The organism is Yersinia alsatica (assembly GCF_902170305.1).
Lineage (GTDB): Bacteria > Pseudomonadota > Gammaproteobacteria > Enterobacterales > Enterobacteriaceae > Yersinia > Yersinia alsatica.
The window spans coordinates 85,053-107,041 of record NZ_CABHWW010000028.1 but is presented as its reverse complement, the minus strand read 5'-3'; the positions used below and the strand labels follow the sequence as shown (position 1 = coordinate 107,041).

Genomic DNA, 21,989 nt, shown 5'->3' with positions numbered 1-21,989 from the left:
AGAAAATAATGCCCATTACGCCGACAGTGTCGCACCACCATCCACCACGATATCTTGCATCGTGATATGGCTAGCTAAATCTGACGCCAGAAATACGACGGTATTGGCAATCTCTTGCGGTGTGGCAATTTTACCCAGAGGGATCCCTAACTTATATTGCAGCGGGAAACCGGCAATCGTCTGTTGTTGGGCATCTTCACTGTGCCACATACCGCGCTGCATCGGGGTATCGGTGGAACCGGGTGAAACCAGATTGCACCGCACCCCATACGCCGCCAACTCTAACCCGACACAGTGGCTCAAGCTGGTTAATGCGGCTTTAGATGCGCAATAGGCAGACATTTTGATACGTGGTACATGGGCCGCATTGGAGCCAAGAGTGACTACCGCACCATATCGCTGCTGTTTGAACTGCGGGATTAATTGACGTAAAAGATAGAAAGCACCGGAAACATTCACATTAAAACATTGTTGCCAATCTTCCAGACTCAGCTCCTCGGTATCAGCCATGCGCAGGATGCCGGCACCATTGACCAAGATATCGAGACGTGGAACTTCACTCAGAAGATGCTGGCACACCAATTCTACTTGCTGCGGGTGACTGATATCCAGCAATGCAGTGGTAAATGGGTAGCCCTGAGCAGCCGAAGTAGGGTCAGCATGGAAGCTTTTATCCAGCCCCACGACGTCCGCTCCTAGTGCAAAAAACTGACAGGCAATCTGATAGCCAATCCCCTGCCCGGCCCCAGTCACCCAAACACGTTTACCGGTAAAATCCAGCTGCGCAACCAACGTGGCGGCTGGCATACTTTTAGCGGATGAAATCTGATTTGCCGCCATTATTCTGCCCCTGCCAAGGTCAAATTATCAGTCCGGGTCGCTCGCTGCTGTTCCAGCAGTTGCCACCAAGCATTCAAGCTCGGATTTTTGGCTAAATCGACAAAGCTCAGCTCAATTCCCTGCTGACGCCATTGTGTAGCCAGCGCCATGATATGCACTGAATTCAAACCATAATCGATGAGGTTTTCATCTGCATCGAACTCTTCAGCGCTTTCATCAATTAGAGCCAACAACTGCTGTTTGAGCTCTTCTTTAGTGAAATTAGCGGTTTGCTTATTCCCATGAGCCACAATCTCCTCGGTAAAAATAACCCGCCCACTGCGCGTTGCCACATACTTAAGCGCCATCAAATGCTCATCCAACGAGAAATCAGCAACCGCATCAGCAACCATAAATGGCTGAATATCTTGCATAAAAGCATCTGTAGCCGTTGTTAGGCACCCGATATGACCATAAATACCGCAGATGACCAACTGATCACGGCCCTTGTCCGTCATGATTTGGCGTAATGGCGAGCGGTAAAATGCACTGTATCGCCATTTGACCAGCACTTCGTCATCTTCATCTGGGGTCAGCTCTGATACCACTCGCTGTTTCGCCGGATGATTATTTAAACCCGCGCCCCACATATCATTAAGCAGCGCGCGATCTTCAGCACTTTGATGATTGGGTTGGGCGGTGTAGATAACTGGGACTCCCTGCTGTTTGCAATAATTTCGCAACGCAGCAATATTAGCGATAACCTGCTGTATCAACGGGTTATTCTCACCATAAAAGCTGACAAAATAGTCCTGCATATCGTGAATCAGTAACACTGCTCGGGCCGGGTTAAACTGCCAATTCACTTTATTGGCCGGAAATTGCCCCACGTTAGGGAGGTCATAAGCAGGGAGAACAGGGATAGCCATGATAAAATCCTTATTTGCTAAGCGTACTGAGGCGGTCTTGAATATCCTGACGTAGCCGCTTTTTATCTATCTTGCCGACTGGCGTAACAGGCAGACTGGCAACCATTTCAAAACGGTCGGGCAATTTGAAATCAGCCACTCCCATCTCACGCAGATATTTGCGTAATGTGACCGGTTTCAGACCGGCATCTGTGGTGACAATAAAAGCACAGCTTTTCTCCCCCATTATTTCATCTGGCATTGAAACCAACGCCGCGTGAATAATGCCGTCATGGGCCACCAGCAAGTTTTCAATCTCTTCCGCGGCAATCTTTTCACCACCCCGATTAATCTGATCTTTCTCTCGCCCGACGACCCGTAAATAGCCTTCTTCAGTCATCTGTACCAAATCGCCTGAGTAGTAAAAACCTTCGTTATCAAAGGCATTGGCGTTGTGGGTTGGGCTACGGTAATAGCCACGGAAGGTATAGGGGCCACGAGTGACCAACGCGCCAACTTCACCGACAGCGACAGCTACCCCGGCGCTATCAACCACTTTGATTTCATCATCTTCACTGATAGGGCGGCCTTGAGTGGTGAACACCAGGTGGTCACTGTCATCAAAGCGGGTGTAATTCACCAACCCTTCCGCCATGCCCAGCACCTGCTGTAATTGGCAACCCAGAATCTGTGGAATACGTCGCGCCAATGACTCACTGAGCTTCGCACCGCCGACCTGCAATACCTGCAAACTGGCCAAGTCATTAGCAAAATGCTCCGCAGCCTGTAACCACAGGGCCACCGCGGGCGGAACCAAAGAAGTGAAGGTAATTTGATGACGTTTAATCAGTGGGAAGCAGCTCATGGCACTTGGATCAGGCGCTAACACTACACAGCCGCCCGCATAGAAAATGCCTAAGGCTCCCGGTGAACTTAGCGGATAATTATGGGCTGCCGGTAAGGCACAGAGGTAGCGGGTGTGTTCATCGAGCTGACAGATTTCCGCACTGGCGCGCACACTGTAGTAATAGTCATTGTGAGTGCGGGGGATCAGTTTTGGCGTGCCGGTGCTGCCACCAGAAAGCTGGAAAAAAGCCACGCAGTCAGCCGCTGATGGATGAAACTCTGCGGCTTCATCATCTGATTCATCGGCATACAGCAGTGCTTCCAGCGATTGGGCATAATCGGTATTTCCCGCCACAATCACCACGTCCAGCATTGGCACTTTTTGTTGTAGCTGGGTGCAATAATCCCCCTCAGCAAACAGACTATGACCAGCATGAGCAATCAGCAGTCGCGGCTGAATCTGTTCAATATACGCATTTAATTCCAATCGGTTATGGCTGAACAGGGCATTAACTGGCGCAACACCCATTTTTAATAATGCGAAATAGACCAGATAAAACTCGGCACAATTGGGCAGTTGAACCAAAGCCGTATCGCCACACCGCAAGCCAAGCTTTGTCAGGCGAACAGCCAACCGCTGGGCGGCCTGCTCGAATTGTGCATAGCTGATATGGCGCTCACCACAAATGATTGCCGTCGCATCAGGCCGTATCTGGCATTGACGGGCTAAAATCTCGGTCATCGGCTGATCAGTCCAATAGCCTTTTTCGCGATAACGGCGGGCAAATTCATCTGGCCAGCGGGTAAATTCGATGCTCATGGCTGCTCTCCTGAAGGTCTAATCGCCAGAGCATTGAGCATGGTGCCCAATTTGGCTTCGGTTTCTGCCCATTCCAGCGCGGGCTGTGAAGCTGCAACAATGCCCGCACCGGCAAATAATCGAACCTGAGTCGGATGCACAGTGGCACAGCGGATGATAACCGCCCACTCGCCATTACCCTGCTCATCACACCAGCCGACAATCCCGCTGAATAAACCGCGATCAAAGGGCTCCAGTTGGTTGATTAACTGCCGGGCTTTTTGTGTGGGTAAACCACACAAAGCGGGAGTCGGATGCAACAAATTCGCCAGTTCCAACACCGGCATATCCGGGTTTTCCAACTCACCACTGATGGCGGAAGATAAGTGCCATAGTGCAGCAGTGTTAATCAATGAAGGTTGTGAGGGAATATTCAGAGTGCGGCAATGCGGTGCCAGCAAGCGGCGAATTTCATCGATAACCAGACGATGTTCATATTGGTCTTTCGCGGAATCCAATAGCGTCTGACTGATAGCCAAATCATCCTGCGGATCAACCTGACGTTTTGCCGACCCAGCTAATGGATTGGTATAGACGCCAGATTGATGCTTACGTACCAATAATTCAGGGCTAGCCCCAAGCAGTACCCCACCATCAGCCAAAGGCACCCGGAAGTGGTGTGCTGCGCTGTTTTGGACCAGTAAATGATTCATAACCTGATCACTATCAACCGGGCTATCAGTATCAATTTCCAGAATGCGCGAAAGCACAACTTTATGGATTGCTCCGCGCTGGCAAGCCGAAACCGCCTCAGCAACACACTGTTTAAATTGACTTTCATCCGGCAAACTGCGCACTGCACCTACAGCCACGGGGCTGCGATGTACAACTTGCGCTGCATCGACCAAAGCTTGTCGATCACAAAGCTGATAATGTTCTGGTACAAATAAACACGATGCCTGACTGGCATCAAAAGGAATTGCCCCAACAATGATAGGTTGTTGCTGCCCGGCATGACGTGCACGCTGAAATGCCTGTTTTAAGGTATTTTGCAGAGAATTATCATTACCAGCATGACCTTGTGCTGCTTGATGAATTCGCTCGAAGATACCCTGAGTTTTGATACTCTGGTGTCTTGAAGTGAATAAAAATGCTGAGGGTACGGCTGAAAACGGCGAATTAACGGGCATTTCTTCAGAGCTGCCATGTTCTTCAGAGTTGCTGTATCGCACAGAGACCTCCACTGCGATGTGAATAGTAATCTAAATAATAATTACTATCATTCCCTTTCGTGCGTGATAAATTACGACTAAGTATTCACATTGTCAATCAATGTAAAGATATTATTATTAACCATTACTAATATGTACCTAATAGATTTCAGAGTGCAGGAAGGCAGTAAAGGGGTTATCCCGACGAGTTTGAATCAATATGTGGCTCAAACAACAGGGGCAACCAGCACACCTGCAACTTGAAAAATGACGGGTACAAATAGGAAGAGAAAACGCCATTATGTCCCTTGGTATCCATCATATTCAGCACAAAAAATTCCGTTCAGTATTGACTGGCTTGGGGATTTTGAGCCTTATTTTCTGCTTATCCGGCTGTAAACCGGCTGAAGAAACAACAGGTAAGCAAGCCTCTCCATCAGACAGTGAAAACACATCTACATGGTCGCGTACCGTGGAAACGGCGAAAGGCCCGGTGACACTGACACATCAGCCAATGCGTATTGTGTCCACCAGCATTACCATCACCGGTACTTTGCTGGCGATCAATGCGCCGGTAATTGCTACTGGGGCGACGGTGCCCGACACCACAGTCGCCGATCATCAAGGTTTCTTTACCCAATGGTCAGATGTTGCACAAGCTAAAAAACTCGTTCCTATGTACCAGACAGAACCTAATGCCGAAGCTGTTGCGGGTATGAATCCAGATTTGATTATCATTTCTGCCACTGGCGGAGATTCGGCATTGAAGTTATATGAGCAATTGTCAGCAATCGCCCCCACTCTGGTGATTAATTACGATGACAAAAGCTGGCAAGAGTTGGCCATAGCACTGGGACAAGCAACCGGGCATGAAGCTGATGCCCAGCAAGTGATTGATAATTTCACTCGTCGGCTCAATGAGGTAAAGCAGAATATTACTCTGCCACCACAACCGACTTCAGCATTTGTCTATCAGGCTGCGGGCAGCACCGCCAATTTGTGGACCGAAAATTCCGCACAGGGAAAATTGTTGCAGGAGCTGGGCTTCACACTGGCAGAAGTTCCTGACGCAGTGAAGGGCAACACCAGTATGGGGCACCGCAAAGATATCATCCAACTGGGCGGAGAGAAGCTAGCCGAAGGTCTTAACGGCGAGACTATTTTGCTGTTTTCTGGTGATCAACCGGCGATAGATGCCTTGAAAAGTAATAAATTTTTAGCTCATATCCCAGCAATTGAACACAATCGAGTTTATGCTGCAGGCTATGATACATTCCGCCTAGATTATTATAGTGCGAGTAATTTGTTAGCGCGGATTGAGACGATGTTTAAGGCAAAGCCATAATCTTGGGTATGGGAGGACGAATTTGTCCTCCTTACTATTTGCAACTGGCATGAAATATTTTTATAACGATCGACATAACTCACCACACATATACCGAAGCAAAGATTTAAATACCAAAATATAAATAGCACTCGACATTTATATTTATTTGGCAATTGATAAACAACGAAAAATATAACCAAGAAATATCTTATATTATGGCAATTAAATATCATCAGCCTTTATTGCTATAAATAAAAGAAAGAAAACAGGGTATAGGATCACGTCACCACCACGTTATCTCTTATAGTTATTGATTTAATTCTTCGCCACGTATCTAATAAAACCTCACATTACCCCCCAGCCCTTTATACTGCGGCATTGCTGGCGATTACAGCCACTGCTATGGATCAGTGCTTGGCAGTTCACTGGGGTGTGATAGGCCGTCTTGCGGGATTCATCGGGTATAAATTTAATGTTTTATGTGGAACAGCTGAATGACTGCTGAAAATAAAAACGCAGCGCCTGCTGCAAGGAAGAGCTTTATCAAATATGGACTTTGGGCTGCGGGAGCTATTTTGGCTGTCTCTGCTATTGCATGGGGAATTCAACGAATTGGGTTCGCTGAACATTATATTCAGCCGCCAAGTCAACTCGTTTGGCATAATAATCTGAAAGTTGATTTACATCATCCTGACGTGCTCATCGAAAGCGAATCTCTGAGTAAATTACCCAATGACTTACTCACTATTCCCTTCTTGCGAGCCACTCTTACAGAAGATTTTGTCTTCTATTATGAGAATAATGCTGACCGCCTAGGTTTAATTGGCAGCTTGCGCAGAATTGCCTTCGAGCATGATTTAACTCTGCGTGACAATTTCCTGGAAATGCTGCTCGACCAGCCAGCCAATATAGCCCTTTGGCATGATGATCTTGGCAAGTTGAATCACTTTATGGCAGTGATCAAGCGCGGTGGCCTGACACGCCTGCTAGAACCCTTGGCGAAGGCCGCAGCAGAAGATACACAACTGGAAATCACCGACTTTTCACAACTGAAAGTCGGCAGTGAAGCGATTCCCGTTTACCAGTGGCATTATGGGGGCAATAAACAGCTATTTTTTGCCAGCCACGGCGATAACCTTTTGCTGTTTTCCGATATCGACATGCTGTATGACCAGGATTCTCCTTCCAAGGACTCTACTCAGATAACCAGCATATTATTGAGTGGTACGAATCCGTGGCCTGAAAGTTTTGGCCTGAAAAATCGTGCAGGGGCAAGTGAGGCGGGATCAGAATCCACTAAAAATACCTCGCCTTTAGCCCACCGAATTTCGGTCAGTGCGAACTATCTAGGCTTTGGTTACCAGCGTTTTATTCCGGCATTTGCCGGTGTACGTTTCGAGATGGGGCCGCAAGGTTGGCAAAGCTATTTGGCGCTGAATGATAAACAACAAGGAGAAAATAGCAGTTTTGATCTCTCTCCGGTTTGGCAAGCCATGCCAATGGGGGCCAGCCTCTGTGTGGCGCTGCCTGTATCGCAAAGTGTGCCAGAGTATTTGTTCCAACGTATTGATGCCATCGACAGCAAAAGCGCGGCAGACTTCCCATTGGCATTAAATAGGGCCAGCGGCTTATGTTGGTATGCTGACTCGCATCTGTATACACCGTTATTTGTCAGCCAGTTAGAACAAACGGCCAATGCGCAAACCGATGAAACTTTGGCAGGCATGTTTACCAAGGTGATCGGCGCCAGAGAAAAACAGCCTATTCCCGTGGAAGCTACCGCAAATCATCACGGACATCTGTGGCAACGAGAAGTCAGTTCCCGCTATGGTCAGTACCCTGCGAGTGATGCCAAAGATCAAGACAGTCTGCTGGGCAGCCAGTTCTTCCGTGTCAGTCTGGCACGACATGGTCAAATCCTGTTGTTCTCTCTGGATGACAAACTGGTGAATAAGGCGTTGCAAACGCTAGATAAAAACTTCCCCCCCATTGCAGATGTGTTGCCACAACAAGCCGTGGTGCCGGTTTACATGGCCCCCGAAGCGCTGTCTGAATTATTTAAGCAGGAAGTATTCGCCAGCCTGCCAAAGAATGTCGAACCCATATTTTATAACGCCGCACAAACTTTGTTGTTACCCAAATTAAGTGCATTAGCCGCACAACAACGTTATGCCTTAATTCTGCCTGCTGATACCGAGCTCAATGAGTCTTGGCAGTGGTTGCCACTGAAATGGCAGGAACTATGACCGTCAAACCCGCCACTTTTGGCCTGTTATGTTTGCTTGGAATCATGCTTTTTAGCCGAAGTAGCTTGGCTGATGAGCCGGTTTCGCCACTGACGTCTGAGCAATCCAGCCTATTTCGTTCATGGTTTGTACGTATCGCTGAAGAGCAGTTGCGCCAGGGGCCAAGCGCTCGCTGGTATCAACAGGACTGTGCCGGACTGGTACGTTTTGCGGCCAATGAGTCACTGAAAGTTCATGACAGCAAATGGCTGCGGGCGAATGGTTTATCCAACCGCTACCTTCCCCCTGAATTGGATATCAGCCCACAGCAGCGCCTGTTTGCTCAACGCTGGCAGCAAGGCGGCAATAAGCAAGGCCCCTACGTGGATGCCATCAAGCTGATCCAATTTAATAGCCAACTGATCGGCCGAGAACTCAATCAGGCGCAGCCGGGCGATCTATTGTTTTTTGATCAAGGCGATGATCAACATTTGATGATCTGGATGGGGCGCTATATCGCCTATCACACTGGCTCTTCGACTTCGACAGATAACGGAATGCGTGCAGTGAGCATGCAACAATTGATGAAATGGAAGGATACCCGATGGATACCCGACGAATCGAACCCCAACTTCATTGGCATTTATCGCTTAGGTTTCCTATCACGATGAAAATTCTTTCGCATATGTGCCAAAAATGGCTGCTGGGGATGGCGCTGTTCATTCCCTTCACTGTGGCTTACGCCGAAGGCGAACTTCCGGCGAGCAATTATAATGTTCCACAACAATCTTTCTTTTTGCTCTCTGATAGCAGCTTTGCCAGTGATGAAGTTGCCAAAGTACGGCTGGAAGCTCCGGGGCGTGATTTTCGTCGCTTTGACGCCGAGCAATATGGCGGCGCTGATATCCGCTTATATCGTATTGATAAGCCGATGGAGTTTTTGAAAAAACAGAAAAACCTTCATCGCATTATGATCGAAAGCCAATATAAGGGAGAAGGCTTATCCAACACACTCTCTTATCTTTGGGATAACTGGTACGGCAAATCGCGCCGTGTCATGCAGCGCGCTTTTTCTTTTGATACCCGGCAAGAAGTTACGGACGCGCTACCAGAGCTGAAAATGGGCAATGTGCTGAATTCACAGCCTAAATTCACTGTACAACCGCAGTTCGCTCCGCTGAAAAATCTGCCATTAATCAGCCAGTTCCGTTACCCCATTTGGGAAGCGAAACCTATCCAGCCCCCTGAGCACACTAACGTACAGGGCTCATCCAGCAATTTTGTGGAGCCGGTACCGGGCAATGTCTACATTCCGTTAGGCACCTTAAAACCGGGGCTATATTTAGTCGAGGCACTGATAGGCCAGCATCGGGCCACTACCGTGGTGTTTGTCTCCAATACTGTCGCCATGAATAAAATTTCGGGCAACGAACTGCTGGTGTGGACGGTGGGCCGCAATGACGGGCAGGCCGTCGCAGGGACGCGAATTCTGTGGAGTGATGGGCTAGGTGTGATGAGCAGCGGCCAGACGGATAAAAGTGGCTTGCTGAGTTTACGTCATATCTCACCCGAACGTTCGTATGTGATGGGGGAAGATAGTGAAGGTGGAGTGTTTGTCTCTGAAAACTTCTATTACGACAGTGAGATTTATGACACCAAACTGTATGCCTTTACCGATCGCCCACTCTACCGCCCGGGTGATTGGGTTCAGGTTAAACTCGTTGGGCGCGAATTCAAAAATGCACTGGATTCCGTCGCACTGAAATCAGGTTCGCTGAGCTTAACCGTTTTGGATGCCAATGGAGCGACATTGCAAACCTTGAATTTACCTATTGATGGTCAATCCGGGGCGCAAGGACGTTTTCAACTGCCAGAGAATGCAGTGGCAGGTGGCTACGAGTTACGGTCAATCTACAACGGTCAGGTTTACAGCAGCTCATTCCGTGTTGCCAGTTATATCAAGCCACATTTCGAAATTTCACTGGTCACCGCCAAACCGGATTTTCGTACCAATGAACCGGTGAATGGCGAACTTGTTTTGCTCTACCCCGATGGCAGGCCGGTGGCGAATGCAGATCTGGAGTTGAGCTTGTATAGTCAGCAACTTTCGATGGTCGGTAACGATCTGCAATATCAGGGGAAATTCCCTGTTGAGCTGAAAACAGCGCAATTGACCACCGACAGTAAAGGTCATGCCAAATTGGATCTGCCTGCAGCGGATAAACCGAGTCGCTATCTGCTGACTATTTTTGCCAGCGATGGAGCGGCTTATCGGGTCAAAACCACGCGGGAAATTCTGATTGAACGCGGCGTTTCGCGCTACACCCTGAGCACACCAAAGCGCTTTAGCCGCGTCAATGAAAAGGTGTCATTCAGCTATGTCAATCAACTCTCGGGAGGCGACCATCCGGCGATTTTTGAGTGGATGCGTCTGGAAGACCGTAAAGTTGAAAGCGCCCAGTTGCAGGTCGAAAACCACCCGTTTGCCATTACATTCCAGCAACCCGGCACCTACACCGTCACCTTGAAAAGTGAACAAGGCATGATCTTGGGGGCCATCAGCCACTTTGTCAGCGGCCCAGGTGGGAAAGCAGTGCCAGGGAGTGTCGAAATCGTGATGGACAAGTCGCAATATCAGTTAGGCGAAGTGGCTCAGGCGCTGATCACCTTCCCGGAGCCGGTGGAGCAAGCTTTGCTCACACTGGAGCGCGACAAAGTAGAGAACATTGCACTGCTCTCAACTGGCGCGGAGTGGATTAAAGCGCAGCGCTTAAGCGATACCCAATATTTAGCGCAAATCGCAGTACGGGATAGCTTTGCGCCGAATATGACCTTCTCCGTGCTGTACAGCAAAGGCGGGCAATATAGTTTCCAAAACGCCGGAATCAAGGTGGAGATACCGCGTATCGATATCACGGTTAAAACAGACAAAAATATTTATCGCCCCGGCGAAAACGTAAACGTCACCTTAGATACTCAGTTTGCCGGCAAGCCTCTGTCGGCTCATCTCACCGTCAGTGTCGTCGATGAGATGATTTATGCCTTGCAGCCAGAGATAGCGCCCACTATCGACCAATTCTTCTATCACCCACGACGCAACAATGTGCGTACCAGTACCAGCCTGTCGTTTATTGCTTACGACTTGGCGCTACCCGGCGTGCCACGAGCGCCCGGTGCAGCAAATCGCAGCGATCGCAGTGTCAAAGTGCTTGAACGTCCACGGCGTGAAGATGTTGATACTGCGGCATGGCAACCAGATATTGTCACTGATGCCAATGGTAAAGCGACATTCAGCTTCCGCATGCCAGACTCTTTGACTCGCTGGCGCATTACAGTGCGGGCGCAGAATGCACAGGGGCAAGTGGGTCAGAAGCAGCATTTTGTCCGGTCGGAAAAACCACTTTATCTGAAATGGAGTGGCGCGACACAGTTCCGTAAAGGCGACCATCCACTGCCGGGCGTGTTTATCTTCAATCAGAACCAACAAGCAGAACAGGTAGAGCTGCGTACCCAATATGGTGATAGCAGCATGAGCCAAACGGTATCACTGCATGAAGGGGTGAACTACATATCTCAGCCGGTCGCTGCGATGCAATCTGGCCGCTGGACATCCGAAGTGGTGAAAAACGGCGAGGTACAAGATAGCCTGAGTGTTGACCTGAATGTGCTCGACAGCACTTGGCCAGTGCCGCAACAGCAGGATATTCGACTGCAGGCGGGGAGCAATAAACTCAATCTGCCAGCCAATACTGATGACATTCGTCTGCGCCTCAATGGCGATGCGCAATCCATGTTCCGTAACAGTCTGGATGACCTGCTCAATGAGCCTTTCGGCGGAGTGATTAATACCGCCAGCCGTTTGTTGCCTCTCAGCTTGGCTTACAACATGTTGGCCAAAGAAGATGCGCAGCGGGGGAATGTTTTACGACAAATCATGCAGAACAACCGCCAGCGGTTAGTACAGATGGCCGGGCCGGGAGCCACTTTCACTTGGTGGGGTGAGGACGGTGATGGCGATGCCTTCTTGACCGCCTATGCCTACTATGCCGATTGGTATGCCAGCCAAGCATTGGGCATGACATTACCGGCAGAACACTGGCAGCGAATCTTGGAGCTGTATGCGAAGCAGGCTGAAGAGATGCCACTGCTCCATCGCGCTCTGCTACTGACATTCGCCCATGATATGCATCTGCCAGTCAGCAGCTTGCTACAAGGATTGGCGGATTCGTTCCCTCACGCGCAAGCCGAATCAGGGGCATCACTGTCCGAAACCGATAGCTTGGTGATGACCGCGCCTAATTCCAAATTAGGCCTAGCCGTGGCGCAGGCACTGACCTATTCGTTATTACAACAGATGCCCGGTTACACACTGTCAGAGCAAGAGTTGCAAGCATTGCGTCAAAGCCAAGAGTTTATCTCGTTCAGTGAACATCCGTTTGCTTATGCCGCAATATGGCGGACTCGCAGTGCCGATGCCCCGCAAGTGGCCTGGTTATTGCAGCAACTGATGCCAGCACAGCAAGGGCCGGAGCGGGCATTGGCCTTGACGTGGATCTATAACTCACTCGGTACCACCGTACCACCGGTTCATTTTAATCCGGGTGAAGGCTGGCGGCTGCAACAGGCCGCGACGGGGGAACGTTACTGGCAGTGGCAAGGGCAAGGCACGTTAGCGGCGGTTGAGTTACCCGCGGATCAGGCTGAGCCGCTTGAGGCCTCGCTGAGCTTTAACTTGCCACTAACTGCCGCCGCCGATAGCCATAAACAGCCATTAAAGGTGGAGATCCAGCATCGCTTATTGCAATTGATCCCTGGGGATAAGGCCTTTGAGTTTACGGTGAAACCAGTCGCTGCAGGAGAGGCACTTTCCAGCGATGCGCTGTATCTCGATGAGGTGACGTTAGTGAATAAGTCTGCGACACCTCAGCGCTACATGCTATTAGAAGTGCCTTTGCCTCCGGGGGCAGATATCGAACGTACCACTTGGGGTATACAAGTGGCGGGTCTGAGTGACAAGGGCGCAGTACCGATTGAGAAAGCGCACAATGAAATGGGTCAGCTCTCTTATGTGGTACCGGTTGATGAATTGATAGATTCCAAGGTTTATCAGCATTTGGTGCGCTTCTCACAGAAAGGGCAGTTTGTGCTGCCACCCATCCGTTATTCGCGCATGTATGCGCCACAAGACGCAGCAACAGAAAGTGGCAGCGCCTTAAATACTCTGGTGGTGAAGTAAATGTTCCGTTGGTGGTGGCTGTTGTTGTTGATACCCGTGACGGTCTTTGGCGCAGAGTCGAGATTACAGTTGGCCCTGCGCGATGGTCAGCAAGATACTCTGCTGACCTTAAGCCAGAACCGGCAGCTTTCACAGCAACCGCTACCGGCTGAACTGACCACGCCATTGGGGAGCATCTGGAAGCTATTTGTTTATGCGTATCTGGTGGATACTCAGCAACAAGAAGCTGAGTATCAGTGTAATGGGAGCCAGCCACAGGAAGAAGTTTACTGCTGTAAAGTGGGTCAGACCATCACCCGCGATCGGGCTTTGGTGCAATCCTGCGGGCTTTATTTCAGCCCCCAACGCCTGCATTTGGAGCCACAGCAGTGGTCCAACTATTGGCAACAGCAGCAAAGCCCTGAGTGGTTACGGGACTTAACACAGCTACAGCCGAGCACCCAAGTTCCGGTCACTCAGTTGCTGACGGTATTAGCCTCACTGCCCGCACAGCAGCAGGCACGTAATGTGTTGCTCGATGTACTACTGGCTGCTGGTGGCAACTTGGTTGGTGCGCTAGGCAGCCGGCTGCGAATCAAAACCTGGAGCTGGCTGGATGACCAAGACCCCACTCAGCGTCAGGGTGGGTTTGCTGGCTGGTTGAACGATGGCACCCCGGTTTGGGCGGGCGGAGCTGGCACCAGTAAAACCATCGTGCAAAATTATGCAGACATATTGAATTCAGTGTTACCGCTGGCCTCTCCTACAGACCGCAAAGTCTGCGTGGTCGTGAAGCTGTTTGACCGTTATCCCATCGCCAGTCTGCGCCGCTACAGCGAGCAATCCCCGGTCTCGGTGGGTGTTTTACAAGGAAAGTATGACGTTGAGTTTCGCAACGGCAACCACTTGGCCATTGAGAGCCGCGGTGAACTTTTTCTACAAAAAAATGGTGATGATTTCATCCTGACTGCGCGTCTGGATCGCGAAGAGTATGTGGCGCGCGTGCTGCAACGAGAAGCCGCAGCGCAGCCCACCGAAGCAGCAAAAGCGTTGGCGATAGCGATCCGCAGTTATCTATTACAAAATGCCAGCCGCTCCGGTGATTGCTTGCTAATGACCGACAGTAGCGCCAGCCAGCGAGTGGCTCCTACCCCCGCCTCACCGGCAACATTAGCCATCGCGGCCTGGACTGCCGATCTGGTGCTGGCGGGATCACCGGTCAACTATCATCTCAATCAAGCGGGCAATAACCGCTTGTCTTGGCAATTAGCTGTCTCTCAGGCCCAACAGGGACTGCGCTATGACGCCATCCTCGCACAGGCTTTTCCAAGGGCTAATTTGGGGCGTTGGGATAAGCCGGAAATATTGTGCCAGCCGCTGAAAGAGGCTGAAGTCTGGTTAGCTGCACAGCAGCGGCGTTGGCGCGAGAAACTGTACAGTGAGCCGGGCTATACACCACTACAGCAGTTTACAGTCTGCCGTTTACTCTCAGGTAAACCCCATGTTGATCGTATGTATGGCCGTATCTATGTACGGGATCTTTACTCATTGCAAGATCGGTTAGATCTGGCCCATGAATACTTACACTTGGCTTTTGCGGCTCATCCTAATGGTCAGGATGAAGCCTTTGTTGAGCAACTTGCCCGTCACCTTTTATTGGAATAAGACGATAGCGCTAGGATCGTCATCAAAGGACTCTATGTTTTTCAGGATTACACTATGATTACTCGCTTGCTATACAGGATGTGTTCGCTAGTGTTGCTGGTGCCCGCTATATCGGCGATGGCAGCGCAAAATGTGGTGATTGATACGCCGGTCGCCGGGTGGCATGACACTTCAGGTGAAGGGGCCAATTTTACCCAGCAGGTTAACTATCCGGCCGCGTCAGTGAATACGCCCGCCAACCAGTCGGCACAAGCGCTGATCAGTGGTCAGATAAAAGGTTTTCAAAAGCCCAAGGATGAAGCCAGACAAGAGCCGGGTAGGCTGATTGTTAATGGCGTCAGTATGCCGCTCAAAATTGAAGACGAGGGCGATTTTAAACGGCCTTATATCTTCTCCCAAGGCAGTAACAGTGTCGAAGTTCGTAGCCCTGATCGCACTGCGGCACATCGTACCCAGTTTTATGCTAAAAGAGGCAGCGGCGCTATCCCTGCGCGCCTACGGATTGTGCTGTCATGGGATACCGATAACACCGATCTCGACCTGCATGTGGTCACTCCCGATGGTCAGCATGCTTGGTATGGTGGCCGACAGTTGCAAAATGGTGGGGCGCTGGATATGGATGTCACCACTGGTTTTGGCCCGGAGATTTTCTCTTCGCCAGCACCGGATAGTGGGCAATATCTAGTGTACGTAAACTATTACGGTGGCCGTGGTAGCGACATTCTGACCACGGCGCAAATCACTATCGTGACTGAGGAAGGGACCAGCAATGAGAAGCAGGAGATGGTGATTGTACCGATGCGTAACCCCGGCGAACTGACGTTGGTAAAACAGTTTAGTTATTCAAATCGCAGGTAAAGTTCGGTGCGATACCGACACTCGGGGAGTGAACCTTCCCCGAGTCTATTTCGCCGCAATATTATGCAGCGGGCGGTTAACTCAGTCAGCTAACATAGCGCCCAGACCGCTACCCTGTAAGCTAGTCCGTGACGACCTCATCCGCACTATTGTCTTCCCCCTCGCCCCCCATAGTCGCCCTACGTAATGTACCGCCGCAGACGGCGATTATGCCGCCCAATACCGCTGCCGCCGCACCAAAAGTCAGAGCGCTGAGCGCCGGCGCCATGACTTTCGCTAGCACACCTAGCCCCAAGGCACCGAATGATTCACCGGCAACAAACTGCACATTCCACAAGCTATTTACCCGCCCCAGTAGAGCATCCGGCGTATGGGTTTGTACCAAGGTATATTGCAGTAATCCGCTAATCGAACCCAGATAGCCGTACAGCAATAAACCGGGCAGCGCCAGATAGAAATTATGGGTTAATCCTAAGGTGCCGATAGCTAAAAAGGCGGCAATCGAACTGTACATCAATACCACTCCGGGGCGTCGAACCTGATTCACCCAGCCACTGGTGAAAGCCCCAATCGTCGCGCCGAGTGGCACGACGGAATACATCAAACCAATCTGTGAAGCCCCAACATGATAGGTATTTTCCGCCAGTGCCGGGAACAGAATTCGAATCGCCCCAATCATACTGACCAACGTCCCCAGCAACACCACGGAACCCACCACTTTATGGCTAAAAACGAACGAAATCCCGGTGGCTAATGCCCGTAGCGGGTGCTCATGCTGGTGAGTTGCCGGTTTCATTGCAGGCAGTCTCAATAGCGGCAACAAGGTTAACATCGTCCCCACGGCGGCAATGCCATAGTTCCAACCCACTCCGCCATACACAATAACCAAGCCACCAATCGCTGGAGAGATAACCGAGCCAAAGCGCACGGTTAACATGCTTAATCCCCCTGCGGCGGCCAGATTCTCGCGTCCGACCAATGACGGTGTAGCCGCCATCAGCGCCGTCATGCCCAATGCACCAAAGAACCCATCCCAGGCGGCTAATACATACAGTACCCACAGCGAAGGGGTAGCGGAAAACGCATTGAAACTTAAGCCAATAAAACCTAAACCACAGGTAAAGCGCGCGAATAAAATCAGCTTACGTCGGTCAAGCCGGTCTGCCAGCACTCCTCCCAGCAGCAGGCCAATAAACATCCCTATGCCATCTAAAGTCACTGCCAGCCCGACCTGCAAGGTAGATCCGGTCATCATTTGTATCTGTACCGGCACCGCAACCGTCAGCATCCCAAGCCCTAATATCGAAATAAAGCGGGCAAAAAATACGGCACGAAAGTTAGCGTTAGTCTTTAACAGGCTGAAATCTAAAAGAATTGGCGATTTTGCCATGATTGTTTAATCCGTTAATGTTGGTAAGAATTACCTGCCATGGTTATGAAAAATAGAAAGTTGAAAATATTGCTGCCAGAAATAGGGTAAGTCAGCTGATTTTGCCGATGCATTCCCATAATAAGTCGTGTTAACATACATCAAACAAATAATAATGATAATCAAAACGATAACAATAATCATTTGTTAAAGAAGAGTTACAATGTCAGCCACTGATTCCCCAAATCCATCTTCATTGAAATCGCTGAAACCCGCCCCGCCCCACCGTGGGTTTTTACTGTTACTCAGCATTGTTGTCTTGCTACTGGTGATGGCCGCCAGCCTGATGCTCGGTGCCAAAGCCATCCCTTTTTCGGTGGTCTGGCAGAGTTTGTTGGGGGAGCACAACAGCGCCGACAGTATTTTAATTTTAGAATCACGTCTGCCTCGCACGCTAATTGGGGTGCTTGCCGGTGCCGCGTTGGGGCTATCGGGTGCAGTGATTCAAGCACTGACCCGCAACCCGCTGGCTGATCCTGGAATTCTGGGCGTTAATGCTGGAGCCAGCTTTGCCGTAGTGATAGGGATTACGGTGTTCGGCGTTCAGGCCATTCATGGCTATATGATCTCGGCGTTTATCGGTGCCATGGTCACCACGTTGGTGGTGTATTGGGTGGGTACCCTGGGAGGTGGGCGAGTGAATCCCCTGCGCCTCACACTTTCTGGCGTGGCTATCGCCGCGGTGTTACTGGGGATTACCACCGGCATCTCACTGACTCATCCGCAGGTCTACGACAAGGTGCGCTTCTGGCAAGCCGGTTCTCTGGATATTCGCAATATGTCGGTGGTGATGGCGGTAGCACCAGCAATTGCTATCGGCTGCGTGATAGCCTTGCTGCTGGCTCGCCCACTCAATGCCATGCATATGGGGGAAGATTTGGCCGCCGCCATTGGCGCGCGCATTGCACAAACCCAATTTTGGACGGTAGTCACCGTGACCTTACTCTGTGGCGCTGCTACCGCCGCCGTCGGCCCTATCGCCTTTGTTGGCCTGATGGTACCGCATATTGCTCGCTGGATTGTCGGGCCGAATCAATGTTGGATTCTACCTTTCACACTGGTAATGACGCCTATTCTGTTATTAGTCTCTGATATTGTGGGCCGTTTTTTGGTTCCCGGGGAATTACGGGTTTCCGTCGTCACCGCGTTTATTGGCGCACCTTTGTTGATCTGGCTGGTTCGAAGTAACCAAAGGATGACCGCACTATGAAACCAGCCACTTCACTTTGGCTATTCGGCCGCCCTGATGGCCCGATAAATCTGCGCATCCAGCCTCGTAATCTGATAGTGAGCAGTTTGCTGCTTCTGGCCTGCTTATTGGGTGCCCTACTGGCACTGATGATCGGCACTTTATCGTTATCTCCTCAACAGGTACTTGATGCTCTATTCGGCCACACCAGTGGCGCGGCGAATATTATTGTCAACCAATGGCGACTGCCCCGAGCGGTAATGGCGCTAATTTTCGGCGCGGCTCTGGGTATCAGTGGCGCAATATTTCAATCATTAGTGCGTAACCCTTTAGGCAGCCCCGATATCATCGGCTTTAATGCGGGAGCCTATACCGGCGCGCTGGTGGCAATCACCTTGTTTAACGGCAACTATTTTGAGATTGCCAGTAGCGCCCTTGGCGGCGGTTTGCTGTCTGCAATTGCGGTCTATTTGTTAGCTTATCGCCAAGGGGTTCAAGGTTTTCGGCTGATTATTGTGGGTATTGCCATTGGCGCGATGCTGACGGCATTCAATACCTGGCTGACCATCACTGCATCATTGGAGGCCGCCATGACAGCCGCCGCTTGGGGTGCCGGTTCGCTGAATGGGCTGACGTGGGCCAAAGGCCTGCCATCGGTAATATTTATCTTGATAGCCACCGTGGCTGCCATGTTGCTAAGTCGGCGTATGCCATTGTTGGAGATGGGCGATGATGCTGCCGGTGCCTTAGGTGTTCCGGTTGAGAAAACACGTCTGGGCTTGATGGCTATTGGGGTAATTTTGATGGCAGCGGTCACGGCGGCGGCCGGGCCAATTTCCTTTATCGCCTTAGCGGCACCACAGATTGCCAAGCGCCTGGCGGGCACCTCCTCCGTCACCTTAACCACTTCGGCGCTGATGGGGGCATTCTTATTAATTGCTGCTGATTTATGCTCCCAACATCTGTTCGCACCGAATCAGTTGCCGGTGGGCGTGGTCACCATCAGCATCGGCGGCCTGTATCTTATTTGGCTTTTAATCCGGGAGTCCGGACGTTCATGAGTATTGTTAACCCAGCCACCACACCGGCTGCTCGCTTGCAAGCCGAAGCACTGACATTGGGCTATGACGGCAAAATCATCAGTGAGAACTTGAGTGTCGCCATCCCTGATGGGGAGTTTACTGTCATCGTCGGCCCTAACGCCTGTGGGAAGTCGACACTGCTGCGCGCCTTGAGCCGGTTGCTAAAACCGCAGGCGGGTCAGGTGATATTAGATGGCAAGAATATAGCCAGCGTTGATACCCGGCAGGTAGCACGCCATTTAGGGTTATTGCCACAAAGTTCGCAAGCACCGGACGGTATTAGCGTGTTGGATTTAGTGGCGCGCGGCCGCTATCCGCATCAGAAATTATTACAGCAGTGGACACAAGCCGATAGACTGGCCGTGAGTAATGCCATGCAAGCCACCGGAGTCAGTGAGTTAGCTGACAGGCCGGTGGATGCACTATCTGGCGGGCAACGCCAGCGCGTCTGGATAGCCATGGTGCTGGCGCAGCAAACGCCATTATTGCTGTTGGATGAGCCAACCACTTATCTGGATATAGCTCATCAGATTGATTTACTTGAGCTATTTAGTGATCTCAATCAGCAGCATAATCATACGCTGGTTGCTGTTCTACATGATCTTAACCATGCCTGCCGCTACGCCACCCATATTATCGCCATGCGCGACGGACAGATTGTGACCCAAGGCAAGCCGCGAGAGGTGATCACCGCCGATCTAGTGGAACAGGTATTTGGTATGCCGTGTTTGATCATTGATGATCCGGTTTCCCATACGCCGCTGGTGATACCCAAGGGACGGTTTTAGGTTTTGGTTGATCGAGTGTTGGAGTAGGTTTCGGTTGTTTGAATAGGGGAGTGCTGGAGTAAGTTTCGGTTGATAATCGTTCAGTGATCAACTTATCTCTGTCACCTCAACCGAGCAGGAGGGCTCGCCGGCCCTCCTGCACCTGCGGCTTGCGCGAAATATTGCCCTACGGGTAAACCTCCTGCGTCTTTCGGGCTGACGAGCCAGCGCGATTTGCATCCATGCTCAAGCGCGCTTTTCGCGGGCGTCCATGCCCGCTCACTCTACCCTCTATCCTCGTCGGCAATATTCCTGATTGCGCTCAACGTCAAAAGAGAAATTCAACATCAAAACCATAGATTTGAGGTTTTGAGGTTTTGAGGTTTTGAGGTTAAAAGCATATTTGTATTGCCACAAAGTATTCACGGGTGAAAACATATTGATCCGCCGATGAATCCAAGATATCAGCCCTCTTTACGCCCATTTTTCTCAATGTCTTAGGATTGAGATCCACCAGATGAAGATCTTCGTAGGGTTTCACTGCGGAATGTGCCAAGCCCTCTAATTTACCCAAATCATAGGGCGTGCCGACAGAACTTGAGGGTAAGTCATGAAAGATAGTCTCCATCACCGCCACACTGGTACTCGCTCCACCGTAAAGAGTGGGTACACCATTACTCATCGGGCTAAATCGTGCTCCGCCTTTACCCGGATTAAACTGAGTAGCAGCGAATTCCGCTGAATGTATGCGATAGATAGGTTTTCCTGCAATCCATGTTGTGAAGTTCACTTGTAAATCGGCCTTAGGTGCAGGCAATTTCCTGACAACAACATCCCTGTCGTCTAAATCAACCATGAATCCCTCCATCCAGTTCAGCCTGCGCAGCTAGCACAACTTGCTTTGGCATTGTTGCCAGCACGTCTTTCGGCTTCTTCCCACCTAACCAACTGTTTTCAGAGCCAAACCAGATGGCTAATCCCCAAGGTGTTTTCTTCTCACCAAACAGGGAAATAACTTGTTTAACCACAGGGATAGGGCGAAAGCCTTCATCTAATGCATATTCAGGATATTTATCTTTTCCGTTCAACTGAAGCGCAAAAATACGCCCAGCAGACTTCCAACGATTCGGCCCTGCACTTGGATTGCTATTATTGAAACTCGCTTTTTCTGACAACTCACGCGCTGTCAGCCATATAGAATCTTCGAGTATACGAGCATTCAGCTGCTCACGGCGATGAGCATTACGCTCCGCTCGCACCTGCTTATCTGCACTATCAATAGCCTCATTAGCGGGTTTAACTGCTTGAGGGGGATGAGTCACTTTACCTTTTTTCACTGCAGGAACAAGCTCAGGCATCGATGCCAGCACTGCATTCATTGCAGCACTCATGGCTACCTCCATGGTTTTATGGAAGTCTGAACGACGGCCTTTAGCATTCCCCAGATCGATGACCAAGTATTCAGAATCTGCATGTGTATTTAAGCTATGCAGCTCGTTCCCACTCACAGTCTTGATTTCATAGGGGGGCTCTTTACGCCTGACGGTATTCACTCTAGTCGTCATCATTCACCTCGCCACACAAATGGATATATTGGTTATATCCATTATATATGGCATGGGTGATTTGTCATCTGACTTGATTGTAAT

Annotated in this window: 16 protein-coding genes; 9 read left to right on the top strand and 7 right to left on the bottom strand. The window is 50.4% G+C overall.

Annotated features, from left to right (window positions below):
• Nucleotides 1–15: 15 nt before the first annotated feature.
• The 4 genes from dhbA to FTA96_RS17605 are packed head-to-tail and all read right to left on the bottom strand — an operon-like array spanning nucleotide 16 to nucleotide 4,562.
• On the bottom strand, nucleotides 16–792 hold the full coding sequence (gene dhbA, locus FTA96_RS17620) for a 2,3-dihydro-2,3-dihydroxybenzoate dehydrogenase (RefSeq protein WP_301280299.1): 777 nt from the start codon (nucleotides 790–792) through the stop codon (nucleotides 16–18).
• A gap of 47 nt (nucleotides 793–839) precedes the next feature.
• The gene (locus FTA96_RS17615) at nucleotides 840–1,748 is read right to left on the bottom strand and encodes an isochorismatase (RefSeq protein WP_145574436.1); all 909 of its coding nucleotides are present in this window, start codon (nucleotides 1,746–1,748) and stop codon (nucleotides 840–842) included.
• Between the two features lie 10 nt (nucleotides 1,749–1,758).
• Nucleotides 1,759–3,393, bottom strand: coding sequence for a (2,3-dihydroxybenzoyl)adenylate synthase (locus tag FTA96_RS17610; protein WP_050145382.1), 1,635 nt, complete (start codon nucleotides 3,391–3,393; stop codon nucleotides 1,759–1,761).
• The gene (locus FTA96_RS17605) at nucleotides 3,390–4,562 is read right to left on the bottom strand and encodes an isochorismate synthase (RefSeq protein WP_050108727.1); all 1,173 of its coding nucleotides are present in this window, start codon (nucleotides 4,560–4,562) and stop codon (nucleotides 3,390–3,392) included. The genes FTA96_RS17610 and FTA96_RS17605 overlap by 4 nt, the downstream gene beginning before the upstream one ends.
• 322 nt (nucleotides 4,563–4,884) lie before the next feature.
• Here FTA96_RS17605 and fepB point away from each other — a divergent pair, with 322 nt between their 5' ends.
• From fepB to FTA96_RS17575, 6 genes are all read left to right on the top strand, one after another.
• Nucleotides 4,885–5,928: a Fe2+-enterobactin ABC transporter substrate-binding protein gene (fepB, locus tag FTA96_RS17600; protein WP_050108524.1), complete on the top strand. Its 1,044-nt coding sequence runs from the start codon at nucleotides 4,885–4,887 to the stop codon at nucleotides 5,926–5,928.
• 476 nt (nucleotides 5,929–6,404) lie between these two features.
• The gene (locus FTA96_RS17595; RefSeq protein ID WP_134957227.1) at nucleotides 6,405–8,156 is read left to right on the top strand and encodes a DUF2138 domain-containing protein; all 1,752 of its coding nucleotides are present in this window, start codon (nucleotides 6,405–6,407) and stop codon (nucleotides 8,154–8,156) included.
• Between the two features lie 44 nt (nucleotides 8,157–8,200).
• A complete protein-coding gene (locus FTA96_RS17590; protein WP_050108728.1) occupies nucleotides 8,201–8,806 on the top strand; it encodes a DUF1175 domain-containing protein in 606 nt (201 codons plus the stop codon).
• On the top strand, nucleotides 8,740–13,371 hold the full coding sequence (locus FTA96_RS17585; protein WP_186372890.1) for an alpha-2-macroglobulin family protein: 4,632 nt from the start codon (nucleotides 8,740–8,742) through the stop codon (nucleotides 13,369–13,371). Before FTA96_RS17590 ends, FTA96_RS17585 begins: the two co-directional genes overlap by 67 nt.
• Nucleotides 13,372–15,015, top strand: a complete 1,644-nt coding sequence (locus FTA96_RS17580; RefSeq protein WP_145574432.1) for a DUF2300 domain-containing protein — start codon at nucleotides 13,372–13,374, stop codon at nucleotides 15,013–15,015.
• Nucleotides 15,016–15,069: 54 nt separating this feature from the next.
• Nucleotides 15,070–15,873, top strand: coding sequence for a YfaP family protein (locus FTA96_RS17575; protein ID WP_145574430.1), 804 nt, complete (start codon nucleotides 15,070–15,072; stop codon nucleotides 15,871–15,873).
• A 121-nt stretch (nucleotides 15,874–15,994) separates the two neighbouring features.
• Here FTA96_RS17575 and entS read toward each other — a convergent pair whose 3' ends face one another.
• Nucleotides 15,995–17,263, bottom strand: coding sequence for an enterobactin transporter EntS (gene entS / locus FTA96_RS17570; RefSeq protein ID WP_145574428.1), 1,269 nt, complete (start codon nucleotides 17,261–17,263; stop codon nucleotides 15,995–15,997).
• Between the two features lie 202 nt (nucleotides 17,264–17,465).
• Here entS and fepD point away from each other — a divergent pair, with 202 nt between their 5' ends.
• Genes fepD through FTA96_RS17555 form a run of 3 tightly spaced genes read left to right on the top strand, consistent with a single transcriptional unit; the run spans nucleotide 17,466 to nucleotide 20,361 of the window.
• Nucleotides 17,466–18,512: a Fe(3+)-siderophore ABC transporter permease gene (gene fepD / locus FTA96_RS17565; protein ID WP_145574426.1), complete on the top strand. Its 1,047-nt coding sequence runs from the start codon at nucleotides 17,466–17,468 to the stop codon at nucleotides 18,510–18,512.
• On the top strand, nucleotides 18,509–19,552 hold the full coding sequence (gene fepG / locus FTA96_RS17560) for an iron-enterobactin ABC transporter permease (RefSeq protein WP_134957231.1): 1,044 nt from the start codon (nucleotides 18,509–18,511) through the stop codon (nucleotides 19,550–19,552). Before fepD ends, fepG begins: the two co-directional genes overlap by 4 nt.
• Nucleotides 19,549–20,361 (top strand): ABC transporter ATP-binding protein, encoded by an 813-nt coding sequence (locus FTA96_RS17555; protein WP_050108535.1) that lies wholly within the window; start codon nucleotides 19,549–19,551, stop codon nucleotides 20,359–20,361. The genes fepG and FTA96_RS17555 overlap by 4 nt, the downstream gene beginning before the upstream one ends.
• A 370-nt stretch (nucleotides 20,362–20,731) precedes the next feature.
• Here the strand turns inward: FTA96_RS17555 and FTA96_RS17545 are convergent, their stop codons facing one another.
• Together FTA96_RS17545 and FTA96_RS17540 are read right to left on the bottom strand one after the other, a co-directional pair.
• Nucleotides 20,732–21,196: an RES family NAD+ phosphorylase gene (locus tag FTA96_RS17545; protein ID WP_235896007.1), complete on the bottom strand. Its 465-nt coding sequence runs from the start codon at nucleotides 21,194–21,196 to the stop codon at nucleotides 20,732–20,734.
• Nucleotides 21,189–21,908 carry an integrase gene (locus tag FTA96_RS17540; protein ID WP_235897518.1) on the bottom strand — a complete coding sequence of 240 codons (720 nt, stop codon included), beginning with the start codon at nucleotides 21,906–21,908 and terminating at the stop codon, nucleotides 21,189–21,191. The genes FTA96_RS17545 and FTA96_RS17540 overlap by 8 nt, the downstream gene beginning before the upstream one ends.
• Nucleotides 21,909–21,989: the final 81 nt, after the last annotated feature.